Source organism: Bradyrhizobium sp. DN3 (genome assembly GCF_041357655.1).
Classification (GTDB): Bacteria; Pseudomonadota; Alphaproteobacteria; order Rhizobiales; family Xanthobacteraceae; genus Bradyrhizobium.
The window spans coordinates 185,040-205,580 of the sequence record NZ_JAULLN010000015.1; the positions used below are offsets into that span (position 1 = coordinate 185,040).

A 20,541-nucleotide genomic window follows, 5' to 3' on the forward strand; every position below is an offset into this window, starting at 1 on the left:
GATTCCGTCCGCCTCACCCGCCGCAAATTTATCCGGAGCGGGGTGATCTTAAGGTTTGTGTCAGCTTTGCGTGTAAATTGGTCCCATGGACGAACGGCGCGACAAGGCGAGACATCGTGTTCTGAAAGCCGGAACCATCGAGTTCGGCGGCGGCGCGATCGACTGCACCGTCCGCAACCTGTCCGATACCGGCGCAGCGCTCGACGTCACCAGCCCGGTCGGCATCCCCGACCGTTTCACCCTGTTCGTCCACGCCGACGGAAAGCATCTGTCCTGCACCGTGGTCTGGCGCAAGGAAAAGCGGATCGGGGTGAGGTTCGGGTGAGGATGTACCCTCTCCCCCTGTGGGAGAGGGTGGCTCGCCGCGTAGCGGCGAGACGGGTGAGGGGTTGTCTCCGCGAGCACTCCTCTTACGATTAACTGTGCGGAAAGAACCCCTCATCCGGCGCTTCGCGCCACCTTCTCCCACAAGGGGAGAAGGGAAGCGATGCCACAAACTTCGCCCGTGCGGGGACACGACTGAAGATATTAGCGAGCGCGCGCCTCACGCCGCCGCCTGCTCGCCGCGCCGGCTCGCCAAAATCTTGTCGATCCGTCGTCCATCGAGATCGACCACCTCGATGTGCCAGCCGGCGAAGTCGAAGGCGTCGCCGACATTGGGCAGCATGCTGAACTGTTGCAGCACGAGGCCCGCCACCGTGTTGTAGCGGTGCGGCGGCAGCTCGATGCCGAGCAGCTCGCCGAACTCGTCGACCGGCATCCAGCCGGAGATCAGGAGCGAGTCGTCGTCGCGCCTGACGAAGGCCGGCTCGGGCGGCCCTTCCTCGGAATGAAAGGCGCCGACGATCGACTCGAGGATATCTGCGGCCGTCACCATGCCTTCGAAGGCGCCGTATTCGTCGTAGACGAAGCCGACATGGACCGGCGCAGCTTTCAGGATGGTCAGCACGTCGCGAGCATCCGCCGAGGCCGGAATGCCCGGCGCCTCGCGCACCAGTGCGCGCAGATCCGGCGCGCGCTGGTTCATATAAGCAATCAGCAGGTCCTTGGCCTGGAGCACGCCGATCGGCTTGTCGCGATCGCCGTCCGAGACGGGGAAGCGCGAATGCGGGCTCTTTGCGATGATCTCGTGAATGGTCTCCGGATCATCGTTCAGGTCGATCTCGTCGACCTCGGTGCGCGGCGTCATGACCGCGCCGACCGGCCGGTCGCCGAGCCGCATCACGCCGGCAATCATCTCCTTCTCGCCGGGCTCGAGCACGCCTGCGCTCTCGGCCTCGCGGACAAGATGATGGATCTCGTCCTCCGAGACCTTCTCCTCGGTCCTGCCGCCGCGGCCGAGCAGTGTGAGGATCAGCTTGCCGGAGACATCGAGCAGGAACACGAGCGGCAGCGAGATCCGCGCCAGCAGGTGCATCGCGGGCGCGACCCTGACCGCGATGCTCTCGGGATCGCGCAGCGCCACCTGCTTCGGCACCAGCTCGCCGACGATCAGGGTGGCGTAGGTGATGAGCGTGACGACGAGGCCGACGCCGACGATGTCGGCAATGCCTGATGACATGCCGAGCTCGATCAGCCATTGCGTCAGCCGCTGCCCGAGCGTCGCGCCCGAGAATGCGCCGGAGAGCACGCCGACCAGCGTGATGCCGATCTGCACCGTCGAGAGGAATTTGCCGGGATCGGCCGCCAGCGTCAGCGCCCGCTCGGCGCCGCGCACGCCCTTGGCCGCGAGCAGCGACAGCCGCGCCGGGCGGGACGACACCACGGCCAGCTCGGACATGGACAACAGGCCGTTGATGACGATCAGGACGACGACGATGACGAGTTCGATCGAGAGCATTGACGTTCCGAGAGTAAGCCAGTGTCGCCGGATGAGGGCACGCGTATTGATATAGGTATTCCGGGAGGAAATGCCGACCATTCTGTCGCATCCGGTACCACGGGGAACCGTGATCGACGGCGTTCCGACAGACCCGCGACGAGATGGCACTCCGCGGAACTATGGGGCGTTACTTAACGGGCTCTTAGTGGCCGCCGGCTAGGTTTCCGACATTTGCAGAATGTATTCGGGGACCAGGAATGCGGATCGGGAAGCTTTTCGCGCTGTCGATGCTGACGGTGACGGTTTTTGCAGTCATCCTCGGCGCCGAGGTGCTCATACCCCAGACGCGCATCTTCACGAACCGCTCCGACGCGATCAAGACCGTCGACGCCTTTGCGGCGACCCTGATGGTCAGCCAGCAGGTCGCCGGCCTTCGTGCCCCCTACATTGGACCGATCTTCCAGGATGCCGCAGCCACACAGGCCCAGATCGATAATGCCGCGAAGGCGGGGAAAGCCGCCGATGCCGCATTCGAGGGCGCAAGGCGAGCCATCATTGTGCTCGATGACGGTGCTGCGATGGTCGAGAACCTCGACCGTGCCACGCGGCGGTTGAAGGAGATCCACACGGCGGCCGATCGCGCGATGGGCCTTCCTCTGGCGGCGCGCGATAGCTCTGCGATCAAGGGCTTCCTGCCCGGAGTCGCCGAGGTCCTCGCCAGTATCGAGCCGATCATGAACCGGCTCGAGGCGAAGGTCATCAATGCCGATTCCTCGCTTGCGGCGCTGTTGAGCCTGGCGCGGACGGCGCAGGATCTGCGCGTTGCCGCCGGCAGCCGCGCGGCCACGCTGTCCCCCGCGCTGTCCGCGCGTCGCCCGCTCACGTCGGCCGAATTCTCGCTGATGGATCGCATGCAAGGACGCGTCGAGGCCGACCGCGAGCGCATCGAGGCCGGCATCGACCAGCTCGGGAATCCGCCGCGGATCGCCACCGCGCTGAAGGCGGCAACGGAATCTTATTTCGGAAAAGCAGCGGCTGCCGTGGACAAGGAGATGGCTGCTGCGCGCAGCGATGGTAAATATGGAATCGACAGCGATGAGCTGGCGAAGGTCATCGTACCGGCCATCCAGATGTTCTACGGCGTGCGCGACGCGGCGCTGGCCGAAGCGGCCGAGCGCGCCTCGTCCTCTCGTGATGGTGCGCTGGCGATGCTGGCGCTTGCGGCCGTCGCGGTGCTGGCATTGCTCGGCACGCTCGGTGGTGTGACCGTGATGCTGCGCAGCCGTGTGGTGACGCCGCTCGGCCGGCTCGCCGATGTGATCGGAACGCTCGCCGCCGGGCAGCACGAGGTCGAGATTCCCGCGAGCGGCCGCAACGACGAGATCGGTCAGGTCGCGGGCTCGCTCCGGCACTTCAAGGATTCACTCGTCGCCAAGAAAGCCGCCGACGAGGCCGCCGCGGTCGAAGCCGAGGCGAAGTTTCAGCGCAGCCAACGTATGGATCAGATCGCGCGCGAGTTCGAGGCCATGATCGGCGACGTGATCAACACCGTGTCGTCGGCATCGTCGGAGCTGGAAGTCTCGGCGGGAACGCTGACGAATACGGCCGATCAATCGGAAAATGTCACCGCGACCGTCGCGGCCGCCTCCGAGCAGGCTTCGACCAACGTGCAGACCGTTGCCGCGGCGGCGGAGGAAATGGCCTCGTCGGTCGACGAGATCAGCCGGCAGGTCCAGGATTCCGCGCGCATCGCCGGCGAGGCGGTGCAGCAGGCCGGGCGCACCAACGACTATGTCGGCGAGCTCGCCAAGGCGGCGGGGCGGATCGGGGACGTGGTCGAGCTCATCAGCCAGATCGCGGGCCAGACCAATCTTCTCGCCCTCAACGCCACCATCGAGGCGGCCCGCGCCGGCGAGGCCGGCCGCGGCTTCGCCGTGGTCGCCTCCGAGGTCAAGGCGCTGGCCGAGCAGACCGCCAAGGCCACCGGCGAGATCAGCCAGCAGATCACTGGCATTCAGACCGCGACGGAGGATTCGGTCGGCGCCATCAAGGCGATCGGCGGCACCATCGGCCGCATGTCCGAGATTGCTTCCGCAATCGCCGCGGCGGTCGAGGAGCAGGGCGCGGCGACGCGGGAGATTTCCCGCAACGTGCAGCAGGCGGCCCGCGGCACTCAGCAGGTCTCCGCCAGCATCGTCGACGTGCAGCGCGGCGCCAGTCAGACTGGTTCGGCCTCCGCCAACGTGCTCGCGTCCGCGAGATCGCTGTCCGGCGAGAGCAGCCGTCTCAAGCTCGAGGTCGGAAAATTCCTGGACGCGATCTGCGCCGCATAGAAGACGCAGAGCGCGCTTAGAACTCCGCGTGCAGGCGGCCCGAAAAGATCGAGACCGGCCCACGGTCGGTGTTATAGGCTGGATTCACGATCAGCTGATAGTCGCCAGTGAGGGTGACGCCTTTGATCACCGAATAGGCGTAGTAGGCCTCGAGGATGCGCTCGTTGCTGTAGTTGAGACGGCCGTCGCCGATCAGGAGGCCGACGCCGCCGGCAGCGAGGAAATCGCGATGCGCGGCCGACAGGCCGTTGATGGCGCCGCCGATGCCGACGGTATCGTCTGGACGACCCCAGCGGCTGCCCTTGATCGACAGGCCGGCTGACACGCTGCGATCGATGTCGGTGAAGGACAGGATCTGGTTCTGGCCGTCGTTCCAGCTCGCCCGGGCGAACAATCCGACGTCGGTGACGATCTGCTGCTCGAGATTGACGTAGAAGCCGTATTTCGACCGGATCCGCCGGTTCGCGGTCGCGGCGTCATTGATGTCGAGCGCGGGATTGGCGGCGGCCTGCTCCAGCACCTCGCGATAGCTGGCGGTGTTGCCGCTGTTGTAGAACGTGCCGACGCGCAGCTTGCCCGGCTGCTCGAAGATCGAATGGCGCTCCTCGAACTCGACGACCGCGCCGCCCGTCTTGTAGACCAGCGTATCGCTGTTGGGCGCATCGGGGACCTGGAACAGTCCGCCGCGCACGGCCCAATCCTTGCGATTGAGCTCGACCACGGCACCCCGGGTGTAACCCGGAAGGTCGGCAGGGAAGTCGTATGCGGCCGAGGCCCACATCGCCCAGTTCATGAAGTCGGCGCGCGGGTCTTTTGCGTATGAGTTGCCGTCGAAGAAGTCGCCGACGGCAAAACGGCCGACGATCACTGTGACACGGTCGATATCGCGCTTACCGGCGAGCTGGTTCGGAGCGTCGGGCACTTCTTCCTGCTCGCCGCCGAGGCCAAAAGTCTGCTTGAAGTAGTAGCGTTGCGGGCGAATCTTCGGGAACGGCGCGCCGGCCTTCTGCGCCTCCCCATTGGGGAAGCCGGCCAGTCCGAGCGTGCCGTTGATGCCGAAGCCCTGCGCCAGTTCGGGATTGAAATAGAACTCGCCGCCGTCCCAAAGCCGCGCTCCGAGGAATGCAGTTGTCGTCCATGTCGCCTGAAACTGGCCGCCGCCGGGCAGGCTTTGCGGACTCGCGTAAGGCGAGTGGATCGGTCCGTAGCCCTGGGGCAGCACTGTCGTCTGCGCGTGAACGTTCCAGTCGCTGGACTCCGGCAGTTTCGTCTTGCCGTTGATGGGGGCCATCCAGGGCGTGTCGCCGAACTGATAGTTGAGGCCGAGCTTGAACAGGTGAACGCGTGGCTCGACGTCGACATTTGCAAGGCCAAAGCCGCTGAGATCGTAGGTTCGCCGCGACAGCGCGACATAGTCGTACTCGGCCTTCGCGGTCCAATTCCCGCTGACGGCGAATTCCAGGCCAAGCCCCGCCGTCCACCCGGTCTGATACTTTCCGACCGGAAACAGCTCAGAGACTCCGTCGGCATCGTTGACGTTGATATGGGTATGGCCCCAGGCGAAACCGCCGGTGACGAAGGGCATGAAGCGGTCGAAGGCATAGCCGATGCGGCCGCGCACGGTGCCGACATAGTCGAGCGTGGTGTTGAACGGAGCCGGCGACCGTTCATGCGCGACGATGTCGCGCGCACCGGTGAACGTGGAGTCCGCCTCGATGCCGAGCACGACGCGGTTTGCGAGCTGGCGATTGTAGCCGAGCTGATAGCCGCCGTTGAGCCCGGTTGCGCTGGGCGGCAGGGCCACGCCTTGCAACGGCGGTGAATTGGTGCCGGGTCCAAAGCTTGCGTCGCCATAGCCGAAATGGCCGCCGACGTAGAACCCGGTCCAATCATAGACCGCTCTCAGCGCCGGCGCCTTCAGCGGCAGATCAGCCGCGGTACCTTTGGCGGGCAAAGCCAACACGCCGGTGGCAATCGCCGCAGCCGTCCGCAAGTACCTGTAACGGTGACTTCTCAACGTCAAAACGCACGCCCCCAAACGCGAATGCATCCACCCGCCGCGACATCCCTGCCGATTCGCGGCGACCCTGTCATCAGGTCTTAGGTGCCCACGCGATCGAACGAGATGATCTCGATCCGGCGCGATTTCGTCCCAAGCCCCTGTGCTTGTTGTGGACCTTATTGCGATTAATTCGCAATAGCAACTGGCGCGGATTGCCGCGGTGATGGTTCGCACCCCTGTGTGACGGGACTGCAACAAAGTCGGAGTCCAAAACAGATGACCCCGCCCGGGGGGACGCCGGGCGGGGTCGGGGGCACGACACGGGGTGGATGAGGCGCCCGTGTCGGACGCAGGATCCACGTGGGAGATCGGCCTCAGATACTCAGATCAGTAGCAGGTACGAACGCGGCCGACGTACTGGCCGAAGGCGTTGTACTGGGCGACCCAGCCGCAGCGGTGATAGCCGTAGTAATAGGGATCGTTGCTGGCGGCGATCGCGGAGCCGACGACGGCGGCGGTGGCGATGCCGGCGCCCACACCCCAGACCCAGCCGGGCTGCTTGGCTTCGGCCGAGGAGGTGGTGGACACGATGCTGCCGGTCACGGCGAGGGCAGCGAGAGCGACAGCGGCAAGCTTGGTCTTGATCGACATGTGAAACTCCATCCGGGGTTGAGGCGGTCCGTTGTGGCCCGCGTGCCCAGTTGGACGGAGGCTGCTCGCGTCCGGTTCGAAGCCGGGAAAGGTGGTCGCCGAGCCCTATGCTTTCCTGAACAATTCCAGGAGGATGGGAGCTAGCCGAGGGGCCCCTTGGCGAGCCTGTTCACGTCGAAGTTATCGACCTCGCTCAGCAGTTCGCAAAAGGCTGTCGCGCCCTGATCGAGAAGCTGCTCGCCCTTTTCCGCCACAGCCAAGGTCGCGTTGCCGACGGCGCCGCTGGTGTTGAGATCCTGCGCCTGCCAGGCGAACGGCGCGGGGCGTTGCGTCGACAGCCAGCGATATTGCTGCTCGATGGCGATGCTGCTCGCGGGAAAATCCGCGATCGCATTCATGCGCACCTGGTCGGGATAGCGCGCCAGCATGATCGAGGTCTCGACCGCGCCGCCGTGAGTGCCGTGGCGCACTTCATCGGCCGGGAACAGTTTGTCGGCGCCTGATAGCCGCGACCATGACGTCGTCACCACGAACAGTTTTTGGTGCGCGCGAAGATCTTGCGCCACCAGCATCATGGCCGCGCTGTTGCCGCCATGGCTGGTGATGATGACGAGCTTCCTTAACCCGCGCCGCGCGACGTCCTCACCGATTGCGGTCCATCGCTTCAGCGCGGTTTCAGTCGGCAACGTCTGCGTGCCCGGATAGTCGATATGCTCGGTGGAAATCCCGACAGGTTCGACAGGCAGGAAAGTGGCCGGAACGGTTTCGGGCAACAGCTCGCGCACGCGCGCCAGATAGGCATTCGCGATCAGCACGTCGGTTTCGAGCGGCAGATGCGGGCCGTGCTGCTCGGTCGCCGCCAGCGGCAGCACCGCAATCCAGCGCGAGACCTCGGCCGGGGCCGCATCGGCCCAGCGGTTCTCGGTCCAGTCGCGCGACGGCATCATTGAGCTTTCCTTGAAGGTTTCTTTGGAGGTTTCTTTGCCTGAATTTGTCACGTAATTTGGGGTATGAGGGGACGTGGGCCCGGCCGGCTCGCGTCCCCGAACTTCATGCGGTTTTATCGCGTTGCGTTCACATCGGCCAGCAACGATCGACGGAGTCCCTTCATGAGCCCTTCTCATCTGCGGCGAGCGTTAACGGCGGGCTTGATGGCCGCTTTGGTCGGAAGCGTGCCGGTGCGGGCCGAGACGCTCGACAAGGTCACCTTCGGCACCAATTGGGTCGCCGAGGCCGAGCATGGCGGCTTCTTCCAGGCGGTCGCCGACGGCACCTACAAGAAATACGGCCTCGACGTCACCATCGTGCCCGGCGGGCCCAATGAAAATAACCGGATGCTGCTGATCGCCGGCAAGATCGATTTCTTCATGGCCGCGAACACGCTGATGTCATTCGATGCGGTCGCCAATAACGTCCCCGTCGTCACCATCGCCGCGATCTTCCAGAAGGATCCGCAGGTGATGCTGACGCAGCCCGACGCCAAGGTCGCCAAGATCGAGGATCTCAAGCCGCTGACGCTGTTCGTCTCCAAGGAGGGCATGACCAGCTACTTCCAGTGGCTGAAGTCCGAATATGGATTCAGCGAGAAGAACGTCCGTCCCTATAATTTCAATCCGCAGCCTTTCATCGCCAACCCCAAGAGCGCCATGCAGGGCTACGTGACCTCCGAGCCCTTCGCGGTCGAGAAGGCGGCCGGCTTCAAGCCCAACGTGCTGCTGCTCGCCGACTACGGCTTCAACACCTATTCGACCCTGATCGAGACCCGCCGCGACGTGGTCGAGAAGAAGCCCGATCTCGTCCAGCGCTTTGTCGATGCCTCCATGATCGGTTGGTACAATTACATCTACCGCGACAATTCCGCCGGCAACGCCATGATCAAGCAGCTCAACCCGGAGATGACCGACGATCTGCTCGCCTATTCCGTCGCCAAGATGAAGGAGCACGGCATCGTCGATTCCGGCGACAGCCTGAAGAACGGCATCGGCGCCATGAGCGACGAGCGCTACACTTCCTTCTTCAACAAGATGGTGAAGGCCGGCGTGGTGAAGCCCGATCTCGATTTCCGCAAATCCTATACGCTGCGCTTCGTCAACAAGGGCGTCGGCGTCGAACTGCGCCCGAACAAGCCGTAACGCATGCTGAGATTTGAGCAAGGTGCGTCGGCGTCGTCCACCTCTCCCCGTTGGGGAGAGGTGCAGGTTGCAGCTCGATCTCACCGCATCACAGCCTGCGATCGATGGTAGAGCACTCAACGTCATCCGCCGTCGAGGCCAGCCTGACGGCTCTCGCCGTCAGCCTGCGCGGCGTGACGAAGACGTATGATAACGGTGTCATGGCGCTCGGCCCGCTCGATCTCGCGGTGCGCAAGGGCGAGTTCATCTCGCTGCTGGGCCCGTCCGGTTGCGGCAAGTCGACCGCGCTGCGGCTGATCGCGGGGCTCAGCACGTCATCGTCGGGAATCGTGCGGGTGGCACGTCACGAAGGCGTGCCGCAACCGGGCCACGGCATCGGATTCGTGTTCCAGGAGCCAACGCTGATGCCCTGGGCCAGCGTGCGCGACAACGTGCGGCTACCCCTAAGGCTTGGCCGCGTTCCGAAGGCAGAGGCCTGCGCGCGTGCCGACGCGGCGCTCGCGAGCGTCGGGCTTGCCGATTTTGCCGATGCCTTTCCGCGCGAGCTCTCCGGCGGCATGAAGATGCGGGTGTCGCTGGCGCGCGCGCTCGTCACCGATCCCGATATCCTGCTGATGGACGAGCCGTTCGCGGCGCTCGACGAGATCACGCGCTTCCGCCTCAACAACGATTTGCTCGCGCTGTGGCGCAGCCTCGGCAAGACCATCATCTTCGTCACCCATTCGGTGTTCGAATCCGTCTACCTGTCGCAGCGCGTGGTGGTGATGACGGCGCGGCCCGGCCGCATTCAAGCCGACCTCCGTATCGAGACAATCGAGCCGCGCGCTGAGGAGTTTCGCACCTCAGCGGCCTATTCTGATTATTGCCGAAGAGTGTCGGCCGCGCTGGCGCCGTCCTATGCGGGGCAGTCGACGCTATGAACGCGCAAGCTGCCGTCACCGTAAAACCGTCCGGCGCGCAACGTGCGATGCGCTTCGTGCTTCCCGTCATCGTGTTCGCGGCCGGCCTCCTCGCCTGGGAACTGGTGGTTCGCATCAAGGACATTCCGCCCTACGTGCTGCCGGCGCCCTCCGTCATCTTTCTGACACTGATCAAGGACTGGGCGGTGCTGTCGCAGTCGCTCGCGACCACGCTGCTGACCACGCTCGAAGGGTTTGTCGCCGCGAGCGTCGGCGGCATCGCGCTGGCGCTCTTGTTCAATCAGTCGAAATGGGTCGAATATTCGCTGTTCCCCTATGCCGTCGTCCTCCAGGTGACGCCTGTCATCGCGATTGCGCCGCTGCTTCTGATCTATCTGGAGCAGCAGACCGCGGTGGTGGTCTGCGCCTTCATCGTCGCCTTTTTCCCGGTGCTGTCCAACACCACGCTCGGACTCAACTCGGTCGACCGCAATCTCGCCGGCTTGTTCCAGCTCTATGGCGCCTCGCCGCCACAGACCCTGCGCTTTCTCAAGCTGCCCGCGGCGCTGCCCTACATTCTCGGCGGCTTGCGCATCGCCGGCGGCCTGTCGCTGATCGGCGCAGTCGTGGCCGAGATCGCGGCCGGAACGGCCGGTGCCGGCTCCGGGCTCGCCTACAGGATCGCCGAGTCAGGGTATCGATTGAACATACCCCGCATGTTCGCGGCGCTGCTTTTGTTGTCGCTGGCCGGGATTGTCATCTATGGGGTGCTGGCGCTAGTTTCGCACCTCGTTTTACGGCGCTGGCATGAGAGCGCGCTTGGAAAGGAAAGCTGATGTCTACCGGTTCGATTTCGTCCGAAAAGATCGACCTTCTGATCTATGGGCCGGTGCGGCCGATCCTCGACAACGGGTTTTCCGACCATTTCGTCGTGCACAAGGCCGAGACGCGCGGTGACCTCGAGAGGCTGACGCCGGCGGTCCGCGACAAGATCCGCGGCGTCGCCGTGACCTATCACACCGTGCGCGCCGACAAGGATTCGCTGTCGCAGCTGCCCAAGATCGAGATGGTGGCGAGCTTCGGCGTCGGTTACGACCACATCGACGCCAAATACGCGGCCGAGCACAACATCATCGTCACCAACACGCCCGACGTGCTGACCGAGGAGGTCGCCGACGTCGCGATGGGCCTTCTGATCTCCACCCTGCGCGAGTTCATCAAGGCCGACCGCTATGTCCGCTCCGGACTGTGGCAGACGCAGAATTATCCGCTCAGCGTCGGCTCGCTGCGCGACCGCAAGGTCGGCATCGTCGGCATGGGCCGAATCGGCCAGGCCATCGCGCGCCGGCTCGATGCATCGCTGGTGCCGGTGGTCTACCATTCCCGCAATCCGTCCAAGGACGTCTCCTACAAGCACTATCCTGATTTGATCGAGATGGCGAAGGCGGTGGACACGCTGATGGTGATCGTGCCCGGCGGCGCCAGCACGAACAAAATGATCAATGCCGAGGTGCTGAAGGCGCTCGGCCCGCGCGGCGTGCTGATCAACGTCGCGCGCGGCTCGGTGGTGGACGAGCCGGCGCTGGTGCGGGCGCTGAAATCCGGCACCATTCTCGCCGCCGGCCTCGACGTGTTCGCGGCCGAGCCGAACGTGCCGGACGAGCTCAAGTCCATGCAGAACGTCGTGCTGCTGCCGCATATCGGCTCGGCCTCGGTGGTAACGCGCAACGCGATGGACCAGCTCGTGGTCGACAATCTCAAGTCCTGGTTCGCCGGCAAGGCGCCGCTGACGCCGGTTGCGGAAACGCCGTTCAGGGGGCGCTGATGAGAGCTCTTCGGGGCGTTGCATTCGCCGTCGCGGCCTACTTGGCCGCGATCGGCATCGCGCATGCGCAGGATGCGACGACCCTGAAGAAGCAGATGCCCGGGCAGTGGGAGCTGTCGACCACCGAGCGCAGCAAGACCTGCGTCGTCACGCTCAAGGGCGACGCCGCGGGCCAGGGTTTTAAACTGGAGCTGGAGCCGGCCTGCAAGACCGCGCTGCCTTTCACCAAGGACATCGTCGCCTGGAACGTTCGAGGTCTCGACATTGTCCGCTTGCAGGACGCGACCGGTGAAGCCGTGATCGACTTCACCGAGGTCGAGGCCGGCATCTTCGAGGGCCTGCGTCAGGGCGAGGGCGTCTACATCCTGCAAGATCTCGCCGCCGCGCGCTCGATGGCCAAGTCGATGGACCAGATGATCGGCGATTGGTCGATGGTGCGTGGCAACGGCCAGCCGGTCTGCGGGCTGACGCTGACCAACACCGAGGCGGGACCGGACAATTTCCAGGTCTTCCTCAAGCCGAAATGCGACGCGGCGATCGCACAGTTCAACCCGACGCAATGGCGGCTCGAGCGCGGCCAGATCATCCTGATGTCGAAGGCGGGCGAGGCCTGGCAGTTCGAGGCCGACGACAATGCGCAGTGGCGGCGTGTTCCCGACACCGCCGATCCCCTGATCATGCTGCGTCAGTAGGCTCGTTCAGCCCCGCTGCGACGATGACACGGCGAGCTCTCACGGGAACCGGACCGGCAGGGAATCGGTTAGCGGAACAGGTGATTCCGTTGGGAGATCCGCATGGCCAAGCGTGTCCTCGCGATCGGCATCGAACCCGGCAATGCGGATTATAGCGCATTCCCGCAGCTCACGCCCGAACATGTCCGCAGCTACATCGAGGCCCAGCTCCTGCGTTTGCGCGGCCTCGGCTTCGAGGTCACGAGCTGTCTGATCGATCTCGATGCGACCGCCGAGGCTGCCGTGACGGCGGCGCTGCGCGACGAGCGCTTCGACTGCATCGTGATCGGCGCCGGGCTCCGCGAGCCCAAGGAGCGCCTGCTGCTGTTCGAGAAGGTGCTCAACCTCATCCACCGCCTGGCGCCGGAAGCCGCGATCTGCTTCAATACGACGCCCGCCGACACGGTCGAAGCGGTGCAGCGCTGGGTCGAACCGTAACCCCACTCTGTAGGCAAGCCCGCAGCCGGCTCGGCGATCCGCCACCACTAACGGCCGCGACACCCCGCCTCCGGCGGCTGGGCGCCGCCACGTCTTTTCTGTGGTCTGATCGGCGTGTTGCATGATACGGTTGCCGCAATCCAACGTAGAGCGTGCATTCCGTTCAGGTCCTTTCGATGTTCAGAGCCATCGTCATCATCGTCCTCGCCTTTGCCCTGTCCGGCTGCGATGCCTTTGGCGCGCTGAAAAACGGAATGCAGTACGCACGGGCCGTGGAGGGTGATCTCGAGCAGTCGACCGGCGTAAGGCCGAAGGTCGGTTTCAACTGGCACAATGGCCGCCTCGCATCGGTGACGGTCATGTTTCCGGGCCTTTATCAAACCAAGCCGTTGGGCGACCTTGCCGGCCTCGTGCACGAGACGGTGACCAGAGAATTCAAGCAGACGCCGGATGCGATCGTGCTTTCCTTTGCTCTGGCCAGGGGCCCCTCGGTCTGAGGGCGCTGCAAGCGTGCTGTCGCGACATGCCCGCCCTTTGGCGCAACAGGCCCGAGCGAGGCGTATGTGTATCCGGTCTCGCATGTGCCGGTGGCTGACCGCTGCGATCGTCGGCGGCTCTCTCCTCGCTGTCGGCCCTGCATCTGCGCAACGAATCCCCACCGACGAGCCTGCGTTCACTGCTTTCGTGGCGGCACGGATAAAGGCCGTGGTTCGTAACACACAAGTCGTGATCAAGGGCCCTCTGACGCTTTCGATCGGTCCCTTGCAAGCCAACCTCGATCGCATCTACGCTTTCTGCAAGGCCAACACGAGCGGCTGCGCCAAGGAGATCGAGACCTATGTCGGCGGGGTCGTCGCAACGACCGGCAACGTAAAGGACGCTCCGACCAAAGCAGCTCTCCGAATTGTGGTGCGCTCGACCGACTATATGCGGCAGGCGCTTCGCGAGCTCGAGTCTGCCGGCACCATCCCGACGCGTCCGCTCGCGGAGGGGTTGGTGATCGTCCCGGTGCTCGACTCGCCGCGCACGGTCAGGATCTTCAATGACAAGGACCGTGCTGCGCTCGGCTTGACATCGGACCAGGTCTTCGACATCGCCATCGCCAATGTACGCAGCAGCTTGAAGCCGCTCATGTCCGGTGCAAAGCCGGCCGTGCCCGGACAGTTCGGCACGTTGAAGGGCGATTACTATGCGACAAGCCGGCTTGCGCTGATCGACAGCTGGGCGCCGCTCGCGCAAGCCCAGGGTGGCGTTCTGATCGTGGCGGTTCCGACGCCCGATCTCGTGCTCTATTCGGGCGAGGACAGCAGCGCCGCGCTCGACGCGCTGCGTACGCTCGCCCGGAACGTCGTGGCCCGTGCGCCGAAGCCGCTTTCGGGAGCGCTGCTCCGCTGGACGCCGAAAGGATGGCAGTCCGTTCGATGACATTGCCGGTCATAATGGAGGTGCACTCCCTCTCCCGCTTGCGGGAGAGGGTTGGGGAGAGGGTGCTTCCGCAATGGGACAATCCCCAAGCGGAGACAGGCTAAAGCCATTCCGCTCTAGATCAACCGCATCCCGCGCAGGCTGGCGTGGCCGCTTCGACCGACGATGATGTGGTCGTGCACGGAAATCCCCAGTGGCTTTGCGATGTCGATGATCGCCTTGGTCATCTGGATGTCGGCCTGCGAGGGCGAGGGATCGCCGGATGGGTGGTTGTGCACCAGGATCAGCGCAGTCGCGGAGAGTTCGAGCGCGCGCTTGATCACTTCGCGGGGATAGACCGGGGTATGGTCGACGGTGCCGGTCTGCTGCACCTCGTCGGCGATGAGCTGGTTGCGCTTGTCGAGGAAGAGCAGGCGGAATTGCTCCTTGTCGGCGAAGGCCATGCTCGTGCGGCAGTAGTCGATCACCTCGTTCCAGGACGACAGCGCGTTGCGGCTATTGACCTCGCCCTTGGCGACGCGGTGCGCCGCCGCTGCGATCAGCTTGAGCTGGTGGATCGCGGCCTCGCCGACGCCGTCCACCTCGCGCAGGCGCGCCACCGGGGCATGCACGACCTCGGCGAACGAACCAAAAGTCTTGATCAGCGTCTTCGCCAGCGGTTTTGTGTCCCGCCGCGGCAGCGCGGCAAACAGCGCCAGCTCGAGCAGCTCGTAGTCGCTGAGCGCATCCGCGCCCGCGCTGTAGAAGCGCTCCCGCAGCCGCTCGCGATGGCCGTGATAATGCGGCGTGTCCTCAGGCTTGCTCTTGTCGTGGTCTGGCTTGGCGGGCATCGGCCGCCAGCATTGCCGGGGGCCGGCTTTTTTGCAACCGTCAATTGCGGCACGGCGCCGCTCTGGCGTTGTGACCCCAACAGTCCATTCCGTCATTCCGCGGCCCGAGCGGAGCGAGAGAGCACGGAATCCATCGGGCCATAGAGTACGCGGCTGAATGGATTCCGGGCTTACGACTTCGTCGCGCCCCGGAATGACGTCCCGGAATGACATTGAGTGAACCAGACGTCAGAGACGCAGCTCTAGCGCCCCGGCTTCAACCCCGGCACCAGTGCGGCGAGCCTGTCCTTGATCGGGCGGCCGAACATCGATCCGCCCATGCCTGACGGCGGTGGACCCGGCGGAGGTCCGCGGCGCCCGACGGTCGCATCGGTGCGGCGGTCGACGCCGAGCGTCAGCGTCGCAACGTAGCGGTCGCGCTCCTCCTTCACCGCGCAGAAGGCGCGATGCTCGGGATCGGAGCGTCCGATCACGACGTCATTGGCGTTGATGATCGTGCGCTGCCGGGCGCGGTCCTTGTAGGCGGGAACGTTGATGTAGATGAACTCGTTCAGTGCGTCCGGCAGGAAAGTCTGCCCGGTCAGCACCGTGCGGTCGTCCAAAAATACCTTGAAATGGATGTGCGTGGCGCGGCCGTCGTACCAGCCGGGATAGATGGTATTGAACGCAACCCAGCCGGCCTCGTCGGTCATCTGCGTGCCGCGCAAAAACGTCTTGCTGGTCGCGTCGATGTTGTGGCCGTCGCCCTGGCCGGGAAACGCCGAATAGAGGCCTCTTGCATCGCAATGCCAGATGTCGACCCGGGCGTCCCTGATTGCCGTGCAGGGCCCGGCTTCGATCACGCGCAGCCGCAGTGTCAGTGGCACACCGGGCCTGCCCTCCGTGATGTCGGACCGAACGAGTTTCGGGTCGGCATAGAACGGCCCTTCCTCCGCCTGGGGCGTCAGGATGCAGGCCGGCTCAGCGTCCGTTGAAGCGGGAGCGGCCTTCGCACCGCTCTGGAGCAATCCCGCCGCACTGGCCGATACAAACCCCAGGAATCCGCGCCGCGTCGATCCGTTCACTCACCTCTCTCCCATTAGCTCTGGCGGGAGATCGTCATCGGCCGAGAGGACGGCAAGATCGCGCTACGATGGTGCCGGCAATCACCCGATCTGCTTCTCGCCGTGCCGCTCCGACAGCGTGAAGATCTCGACGCCGGTCGCCGTTACGCCGACCGAATGCTCGAACTGCGCCGACAGCGAGCGGTCGCGGGTGACTGCGGTCCAGCCGTCGGAGAGGATTTTGACGTGCGGCTTGCCGAGATTGATCATCGGCTCGATGGTGAAGAACATGCCGGGCTTGAGCTGCACGCCCTCGCCGGGACGGCCGATATGGATGATGTTCGGCTCGTCGTGGAACATGCGCCCGAGGCCGTGGCCGCAGAAATCGCGCACCACGCTCATGCCCTGCGGCTCGACGAAACTCTGGATGGCGTAGCCGATGTCGCCGGTGGTGGCGCCGGGCTTCACCGCGGCGATGCCGCGCATCATCGCTTCATAGGTGACTTCGATCAGCCGCTCGGCCTTCCGCGCGATCGGGCCGACCGCATACATCCGGCTGGAATCGCCGTACCAGCCGTCGACGATGAAGGTGACGTCGATGTTGACGATGTCGCCTTCCTTCAGCGGGCGGTCGCCGGGCATACCGTGGCAGACCACGTGGTTGAGCGAGGTGCAGGTCGAGTAACGGTAGCCGCGATACATCAGCGTCGCCGGATAGGCGTTGTTGCTGAAGGCGAAGTCGCGGACGAATTCGTCGATGCGCGAAGTCGGCACGCCGGGCCCGACGATGTCGGTGAGCTCGTCGAGGCACTTGGCCACCAATGCGCCCGCCTTGCGCATGCCGGCAAAGGCGCTCGGCCCATGCAGCTTGATCTGTCCGGTCTTGCGCAGGGAGGTATCGGTGGCTTCGACGTAGCTCATGCGGGAACTGTCTTCCGGGCTCGGGGCCTGATTTCGATGTTCGGCGGAAAGGCTTGATTTCAGGCCCTAATTTAATGATTGCGGGCCTTCATGCAAGCCAAGCGTGACCTTTGCACCCGAAACCGGGCCTAATTCGGGACTTCTACGGTAGTTTCCACCGGTAGCGCGCCACCTCGAATGCGGATTTCGCGGACGGGGTAGGGAACCCGGATGCCCTCGCGCTTGAAGGCGTCCCACAGTGCCAGCATCACGTCGCTCTTGACGGTGTCCATGCCGTCGGGATCGGCGAGCCACAGGGTCAGCGAGAACTTCATGCCGGCCTCGGCAAACTCGGTCAAAATGCAGTTCGGCGGCTTGCCCTTCTGCGCGCGCGGATGGGCAGCGGCGGTCTCGGCGGCGAGCTTGCAGACCAGGCGTGGGTCGGCGTCGTAATTGGTGCCGAAGGCGATCTTCACCAGCGTGTTCTTGTCGGTATAGGTCCAGTTGACGACCTTCTGCGTCACCAGATCCTCGTTCGGCACCAGGAATTCGCGCCCGTCGCCGGCAGCGACGGAAATATAGCGCGTCTTCATCGCGCTGATGCGCCCGGTGTTGTCGCCGATGGTGACGAGGTCACCGGGCTTCACCGACTTGTCGGCGAGCAGGATGATCCCCGAGATGAAATTGGCGACGATCTTCTGCAGGCCGATACCGATGCCGACGCCGACCGCGCCGGAGAATACCGCGAGCGCCGACAGATCGATCCCGACCGCGCCGAGCGCGATCACGATCGCGACCGCAAGCAGCCCGATGCGGATGATTTTCACCAGCAGCACCTGCACCGAGGGCGTCAGATCGGTGGTCGCATTGATCCGGCTCTCGGCGAAATTGCTCGCGATGTTGGTCAGCCAGAGCGCGATCAGCAGCAGCGCGCCGGCCTTGAGCGCCAACAGCGGGGTCAGCCGCAGGCCGCCGAGCACAATGGCGAAGGAATCGAGCAGCTCGACCGTCGCATCGAGCTGGCCGAGGATGGAGAGCGCGGCGACGAACCACGCCGTGATCGACACCAGCTTGACGATGAAGGCGTTGCGCAGCACCGAGGTGAGCAGCCGGATCACGAGCCACGCCAGCCCGAGCTTGGCCGCGACCATCAACAGATAGCTGCGGCTCGGCCAGGTCGCATGGTACATCACCACGCGTGAAATGATCACGAGCAGGGTGAACACCGCCGTCGAGGCGCTTCCGACCATCACCCGGACGAAGTGCCGGAGCGGCAGCGGCCAGCGCATCGCCAGCGACGTCATGTCGACGCGGATGCGAATGGCCGCCTCCGCGGCATAGGCGATGCCGGCCGCGGTCAGGATGAGACCGAATTGCAGGTAGAACCAGGGTGAGGAGATCTCCGCCCCGACGCTGCGCGCGGTGGTCTGCACGAACTCCATGAAATCCTTGAGGTCCATGTCCATCGGGGCGGTCTCGTCGGGAAGCGGGCGGGAGGAATTGATTCGAAGGAGCCGCAGAATCCCACAAAGGGCACGGCCGGACCATCGATACACCGCGAAGTGATGCGCGTTAAGGCCGCAAAATGCGGCCAGATTGCCGCGAGCGGGAGAAAATGGGTTGGCGCGCGAGTCCGCCGACGATAAGGATGCAATTCCAGCGATTTGTACCCGGAAGGTGGATGGCCTCCCTCGACTCCGTCAGTCTCGCCATATTGCTCGGCGCTGTCCTCGTCATGGCCGGCATCCTCTCGAGCCTGCTTGCGCTGCGCTTCGGCGCGCCCCTGCTGCTGGTCTTCCTTGCGATCGGCATGCTCGCGGGCGATTCCGGCCCCGGGCAGCTCCAGTTCGACGACGTCCGCACCACCTATCTGGTCGGCTCGGTCGCGCTCGCCTTGATCCTGTTCGACGGCGGCTTGCGGACGCGCTTTGCCAGCATCCGCACCGTGCTCGCGCCCTCCGTGGTGCTCGCGACGATCGGCGTACTGCTGACGGCGTTGATCACGGCGCCCTTCGCGAAATACGCGCTCGATCTCAACTGGACGGAGTCGCTGCTGGTCGGCGCCGTGGTCGCTTCGACCGACGCCGCCGCGGTTTTCCTGCTGGTGCACACCCAGGGCCTGCGCCTGCGCCCGCGCGTCGGCGCGACGCTGGAGGCGGAATCCGGCACCAACGATCCGTTTGCGATCTTCCTCACGCTCATGCTGGTCGAGTACATCTCGCTGGGATCGAGCTCGCCCGGCCATGTGCTGATCGAATTCGTTCAGGAGGCGGTGCTGGGCGCCGTGGTCGGCGTTATCGGCGGACGCCTGGTCGTGATCGCGCTCAATCAGGTGGCACTGCCGCAGGGCCTGCATGCGCCGTTCGTGACGACAGGCGCGCTCGTCATCTTCGGCGGCTCGCAGATCATGCACGCATCAGGCTTTCTCGCGGTCTATCTCGCCGGCATCATCATCGGCAACCGGCCGACGCGCGCGCATAATTCGGTGGTGGCCTTCCTGGACGCCGCGACCTGGCTGGCGCAGATCGTGATGTTCGTGCTGCTCGGCCTCCTGGTCTCGCCGAGCCGGCTCGGTGCCAGCGTGCTGCCGGCAGTCGCCGTCGCTCTCATGCTGATGCTGGTCGCGCGGCCGCTCGCGGTGCTCGCGTGCCTTGCGCCGTTCCGCTTCAACTGGCGCGAGAAGGTCTTCATCGCCTGGACAGGCCTGCGCGGTGCCGTCGCGATCTTCCTGGCGTCGATCCCGATGCTGGTCGGCCTGTCCAAGGCCTATCTCTATTTTGACGTGGCTTTCGTCGTCGTCATCATCTCGCTGCTGCTGCAAGGCTGGACGCTGGCGCCTGCCGCGCGCAAGCTGCACGTGGCGCTGCCGCGCGCCGAGCGCGGTCCGCGCCGCGTCGAGTTGGATCTGCCGGGCCAGCTCGAGCAGCAGCTGGTCGGCTATCCGGTGCGGCCGAAGAGCCTGTATTTCCGCCGTGGCCTGATCCCGTCCTGGTCCAAGCCGACGCTGGTGATCCGCAACGAGAACATATTGACGCCGACGGAGGCCGATCCGGTCGCGCCGGGCGACTACATCTACCTGCTGGCGCCGCCGGAAAAGGCCGAGGCGCTCGACCGCTTCTTCGTCGACATGCAGCCGAGCTCGGCGCCCGATCCGCATCTGCTCGGCGACTTCGTGGTCTCCGGCGAGCACACGCTTGCCGAACTCGCCGAGATCTACGGCGTGAAGCTCGGCGCGGACGACGGCAAGCTGACGCTGGCCGATTATTTCGACGTCCATCTCGACCGCGCGCCGAAGGAGGGCGCCGAGCTCGCGCTGGACACGATCGTGCTGGTCGCGCGCTCGATCTCCGGCGGCCGCGTCAACGTCGTCGGCCTACGCCTGCCGGAAGAGGACGAGACCCCCGCGCCGCTCACCCGCACGCAAGCGCTGCGGCGCAAGCTCGCCGACGTATGGGCGTCGGTGGCGGGGGTTTAACTTGGGGTGTCGTCCTGGCGAAAGCCAGGACCCAT

At 64.9% G+C, this 20,541-nt stretch carries 19 protein-coding genes; 11 read left to right on the forward strand and 8 right to left on the reverse strand.

All coding sequences use genetic code 11. The features are described 5' to 3' along the window. Nucleotides 1-85 precede the first annotated feature (85 nt). A complete protein-coding gene (locus tag AAE027_RS22750) occupies nucleotides 86-325 on the forward strand; it encodes a PilZ domain-containing protein (protein ID WP_091896804.1) in 240 nt (79 codons plus the stop codon). A gap of 219 nt (nucleotides 326-544) precedes the next feature. Here AAE027_RS22750 and AAE027_RS22755 read toward each other — a convergent pair whose 3' ends face one another. Beyond that, nucleotides 545-1,840 carry a hemolysin family protein gene (locus AAE027_RS22755; RefSeq protein ID WP_370989574.1) on the reverse strand — a complete coding sequence of 432 codons (1,296 nt, stop codon included), beginning with the start codon at nucleotides 1,838-1,840 and terminating at the stop codon, nucleotides 545-547. A gap of 239 nt (nucleotides 1,841-2,079) precedes the next feature. Between AAE027_RS22755 and AAE027_RS22760 the strand changes: the two genes are divergently transcribed. Further along, the gene (locus AAE027_RS22760; protein WP_370989575.1) at nucleotides 2,080-4,155 is read left to right on the forward strand and encodes a methyl-accepting chemotaxis protein; all 2,076 of its coding nucleotides are present in this window, start codon (nucleotides 2,080-2,082) and stop codon (nucleotides 4,153-4,155) included. Nucleotides 4,156-4,171: 16 nt separating this feature from the next. Here AAE027_RS22760 and AAE027_RS22765 read toward each other — a convergent pair whose 3' ends face one another. The 3 genes from AAE027_RS22765 to AAE027_RS22775 all read right to left on the reverse strand — a co-directional run bounded on the left by AAE027_RS22765 (nucleotide 4,172) and on the right by AAE027_RS22775 (nucleotide 7,755). Beyond that, nucleotides 4,172-6,205 (reverse strand): carbohydrate porin, encoded by a 2,034-nt coding sequence (locus AAE027_RS22765; RefSeq protein ID WP_370989576.1) that lies wholly within the window; start codon nucleotides 6,203-6,205, stop codon nucleotides 4,172-4,174. A gap of 339 nt (nucleotides 6,206-6,544) precedes the next feature. Then, on the reverse strand, nucleotides 6,545-6,808 hold the full coding sequence (locus AAE027_RS22770) for a hypothetical protein (protein WP_370989577.1): 264 nt from the start codon (nucleotides 6,806-6,808) through the stop codon (nucleotides 6,545-6,547). A gap of 140 nt (nucleotides 6,809-6,948) precedes the next feature. Then, nucleotides 6,949-7,755, reverse strand: coding sequence for a creatininase family protein (locus AAE027_RS22775; RefSeq protein WP_370989578.1), 807 nt, complete (start codon nucleotides 7,753-7,755; stop codon nucleotides 6,949-6,951). A gap of 162 nt (nucleotides 7,756-7,917) precedes the next feature. Here AAE027_RS22775 and AAE027_RS22780 point away from each other — a divergent pair, with 162 nt between their 5' ends. The 8 genes from AAE027_RS22780 (at nucleotide 7,918) to AAE027_RS22815 (ending at nucleotide 14,258) form a co-directional block, all read left to right on the forward strand. After that, nucleotides 7,918-8,940: an ABC transporter substrate-binding protein gene (locus AAE027_RS22780; protein WP_370989579.1), complete on the forward strand. Its 1,023-nt coding sequence runs from the start codon at nucleotides 7,918-7,920 to the stop codon at nucleotides 8,938-8,940. 104 nt (nucleotides 8,941-9,044) lie between these two features. After that, nucleotides 9,045-9,860, forward strand: a complete 816-nt coding sequence (locus AAE027_RS22785; RefSeq protein WP_370989580.1) for an ABC transporter ATP-binding protein — start codon at nucleotides 9,045-9,047, stop codon at nucleotides 9,858-9,860. After that, nucleotides 9,857-10,675, forward strand: coding sequence for an ABC transporter permease (locus AAE027_RS22790; RefSeq protein ID WP_370989581.1), 819 nt, complete (start codon nucleotides 9,857-9,859; stop codon nucleotides 10,673-10,675). The genes AAE027_RS22785 and AAE027_RS22790 overlap by 4 nt, the downstream gene beginning before the upstream one ends. Beyond that, a complete protein-coding gene (locus tag AAE027_RS22795; protein WP_370989582.1) occupies nucleotides 10,675-11,664 on the forward strand; it encodes a 2-hydroxyacid dehydrogenase in 990 nt (329 codons plus the stop codon). Before AAE027_RS22790 ends, AAE027_RS22795 begins: the two co-directional genes overlap by 1 nt. Continuing rightward, nucleotides 11,664-12,356: an AprI/Inh family metalloprotease inhibitor gene (locus AAE027_RS22800; protein ID WP_091896838.1), complete on the forward strand. Its 693-nt coding sequence runs from the start codon at nucleotides 11,664-11,666 to the stop codon at nucleotides 12,354-12,356. The genes AAE027_RS22795 and AAE027_RS22800 overlap by 1 nt, the downstream gene beginning before the upstream one ends. A 102-nt stretch (nucleotides 12,357-12,458) precedes the next feature. Continuing rightward, nucleotides 12,459-12,833 carry a hypothetical protein gene (locus tag AAE027_RS22805; protein WP_370989583.1) on the forward strand — a complete coding sequence of 125 codons (375 nt, stop codon included), beginning with the start codon at nucleotides 12,459-12,461 and terminating at the stop codon, nucleotides 12,831-12,833. A gap of 176 nt (nucleotides 12,834-13,009) precedes the next feature. Further along, entirely contained in the window at nucleotides 13,010-13,330 is a 321-nt protein-coding gene (locus tag AAE027_RS22810; protein WP_370989585.1) for a hypothetical protein, read from the forward strand. A gap of 208 nt (nucleotides 13,331-13,538) precedes the next feature. Beyond that, complete coding sequence (locus tag AAE027_RS22815; RefSeq protein WP_370989586.1) at nucleotides 13,539-14,258, forward strand: DUF1444 domain-containing protein; 720 nt, start codon at nucleotides 13,539-13,541, stop codon at nucleotides 14,256-14,258. 116 nt (nucleotides 14,259-14,374) lie between these two features. Here the strand turns inward: AAE027_RS22815 and radC are convergent, their stop codons facing one another. The 4 genes from radC to AAE027_RS22835 form a co-directional block, all read right to left on the reverse strand. Beyond that, entirely contained in the window at nucleotides 14,375-15,088 is a 714-nt protein-coding gene (gene radC / locus AAE027_RS22820) for a RadC family protein (RefSeq protein ID WP_370989587.1), read from the reverse strand. A 242-nt stretch (nucleotides 15,089-15,330) separates the two neighbouring features. After that, nucleotides 15,331-16,152, reverse strand: coding sequence for an intradiol ring-cleavage dioxygenase (locus tag AAE027_RS22825; RefSeq protein ID WP_091896853.1), 822 nt, complete (start codon nucleotides 16,150-16,152; stop codon nucleotides 15,331-15,333). An 81-nt stretch (nucleotides 16,153-16,233) separates the two neighbouring features. Beyond that, a complete protein-coding gene (gene map, locus AAE027_RS22830) occupies nucleotides 16,234-17,052 on the reverse strand; it encodes a type I methionyl aminopeptidase (RefSeq protein ID WP_128940269.1) in 819 nt (272 codons plus the stop codon). Between the two features lie 128 nt (nucleotides 17,053-17,180). Then, nucleotides 17,181-18,497: a mechanosensitive ion channel family protein gene (locus AAE027_RS22835; protein ID WP_370989588.1), complete on the reverse strand. Its 1,317-nt coding sequence runs from the start codon at nucleotides 18,495-18,497 to the stop codon at nucleotides 17,181-17,183. 215 nt (nucleotides 18,498-18,712) lie between these two features. On the opposite strand from AAE027_RS22835, the gene AAE027_RS22840 reads away from it, so the two are divergent. Continuing rightward, nucleotides 18,713-20,506 (forward strand): potassium/proton antiporter, encoded by a 1,794-nt coding sequence (locus tag AAE027_RS22840; protein WP_091896859.1) that lies wholly within the window; start codon nucleotides 18,713-18,715, stop codon nucleotides 20,504-20,506. Nucleotides 20,507-20,541 lie beyond the last annotated feature (35 nt).

Coding starts and splice junctions, on each gene's coding strand:
- AAE027_RS22755 (WP_370989574.1), bottom strand. CDS start 1,840: ATGCTCTCGATCGAACTCGTCATCGTCGTCGTCCTGATCGTCATCAAC.
- AAE027_RS22795 (WP_370989582.1), top strand. CDS start 10,675: ATGTCTACCGGTTCGATTTCGTCCGAAAAGATCGACCTTCTGATCTAT.
- map (WP_128940269.1), bottom strand. CDS start 17,052: ATGAGCTACGTCGAAGCCACCGATACCTCCCTGCGCAAGACCGGACAG.
- AAE027_RS22785 (WP_370989580.1), top strand. CDS start 9,045: ATGGTAGAGCACTCAACGTCATCCGCCGTCGAGGCCAGCCTGACGGCT.
- AAE027_RS22810 (WP_370989585.1), top strand. CDS start 13,010: ATGTTCAGAGCCATCGTCATCATCGTCCTCGCCTTTGCCCTGTCCGGC.
- AAE027_RS22770 (WP_370989577.1), bottom strand. CDS start 6,808: ATGTCGATCAAGACCAAGCTTGCCGCTGTCGCTCTCGCTGCCCTCGCC.
- AAE027_RS22800 (WP_091896838.1), top strand. CDS start 11,664: ATGAGAGCTCTTCGGGGCGTTGCATTCGCCGTCGCGGCCTACTTGGCC.
- AAE027_RS22840 (WP_091896859.1), top strand. CDS start 18,713: ATGGCCTCCCTCGACTCCGTCAGTCTCGCCATATTGCTCGGCGCTGTC.
- radC (WP_370989587.1), bottom strand. CDS start 15,088: ATGCCCGCCAAGCCAGACCACGACAAGAGCAAGCCTGAGGACACGCCG.
- AAE027_RS22780 (WP_370989579.1), top strand. CDS start 7,918: ATGAGCCCTTCTCATCTGCGGCGAGCGTTAACGGCGGGCTTGATGGCC.
- AAE027_RS22750 (WP_091896804.1), top strand. CDS start 86: ATGGACGAACGGCGCGACAAGGCGAGACATCGTGTTCTGAAAGCCGGA.
- AAE027_RS22790 (WP_370989581.1), top strand. CDS start 9,857: ATGAACGCGCAAGCTGCCGTCACCGTAAAACCGTCCGGCGCGCAACGT.
- AAE027_RS22765 (WP_370989576.1), bottom strand. CDS start 6,205: ATGCATTCGCGTTTGGGGGCGTGCGTTTTGACGTTGAGAAGTCACCGT.
- AAE027_RS22775 (WP_370989578.1), bottom strand. CDS start 7,755: ATGATGCCGTCGCGCGACTGGACCGAGAACCGCTGGGCCGATGCGGCC.
- AAE027_RS22760 (WP_370989575.1), top strand. CDS start 2,080: ATGCGGATCGGGAAGCTTTTCGCGCTGTCGATGCTGACGGTGACGGTT.
- AAE027_RS22835 (WP_370989588.1), bottom strand. CDS start 18,497: ATGGACATGGACCTCAAGGATTTCATGGAGTTCGTGCAGACCACCGCG.
- AAE027_RS22805 (WP_370989583.1), top strand. CDS start 12,459: ATGGCCAAGCGTGTCCTCGCGATCGGCATCGAACCCGGCAATGCGGAT.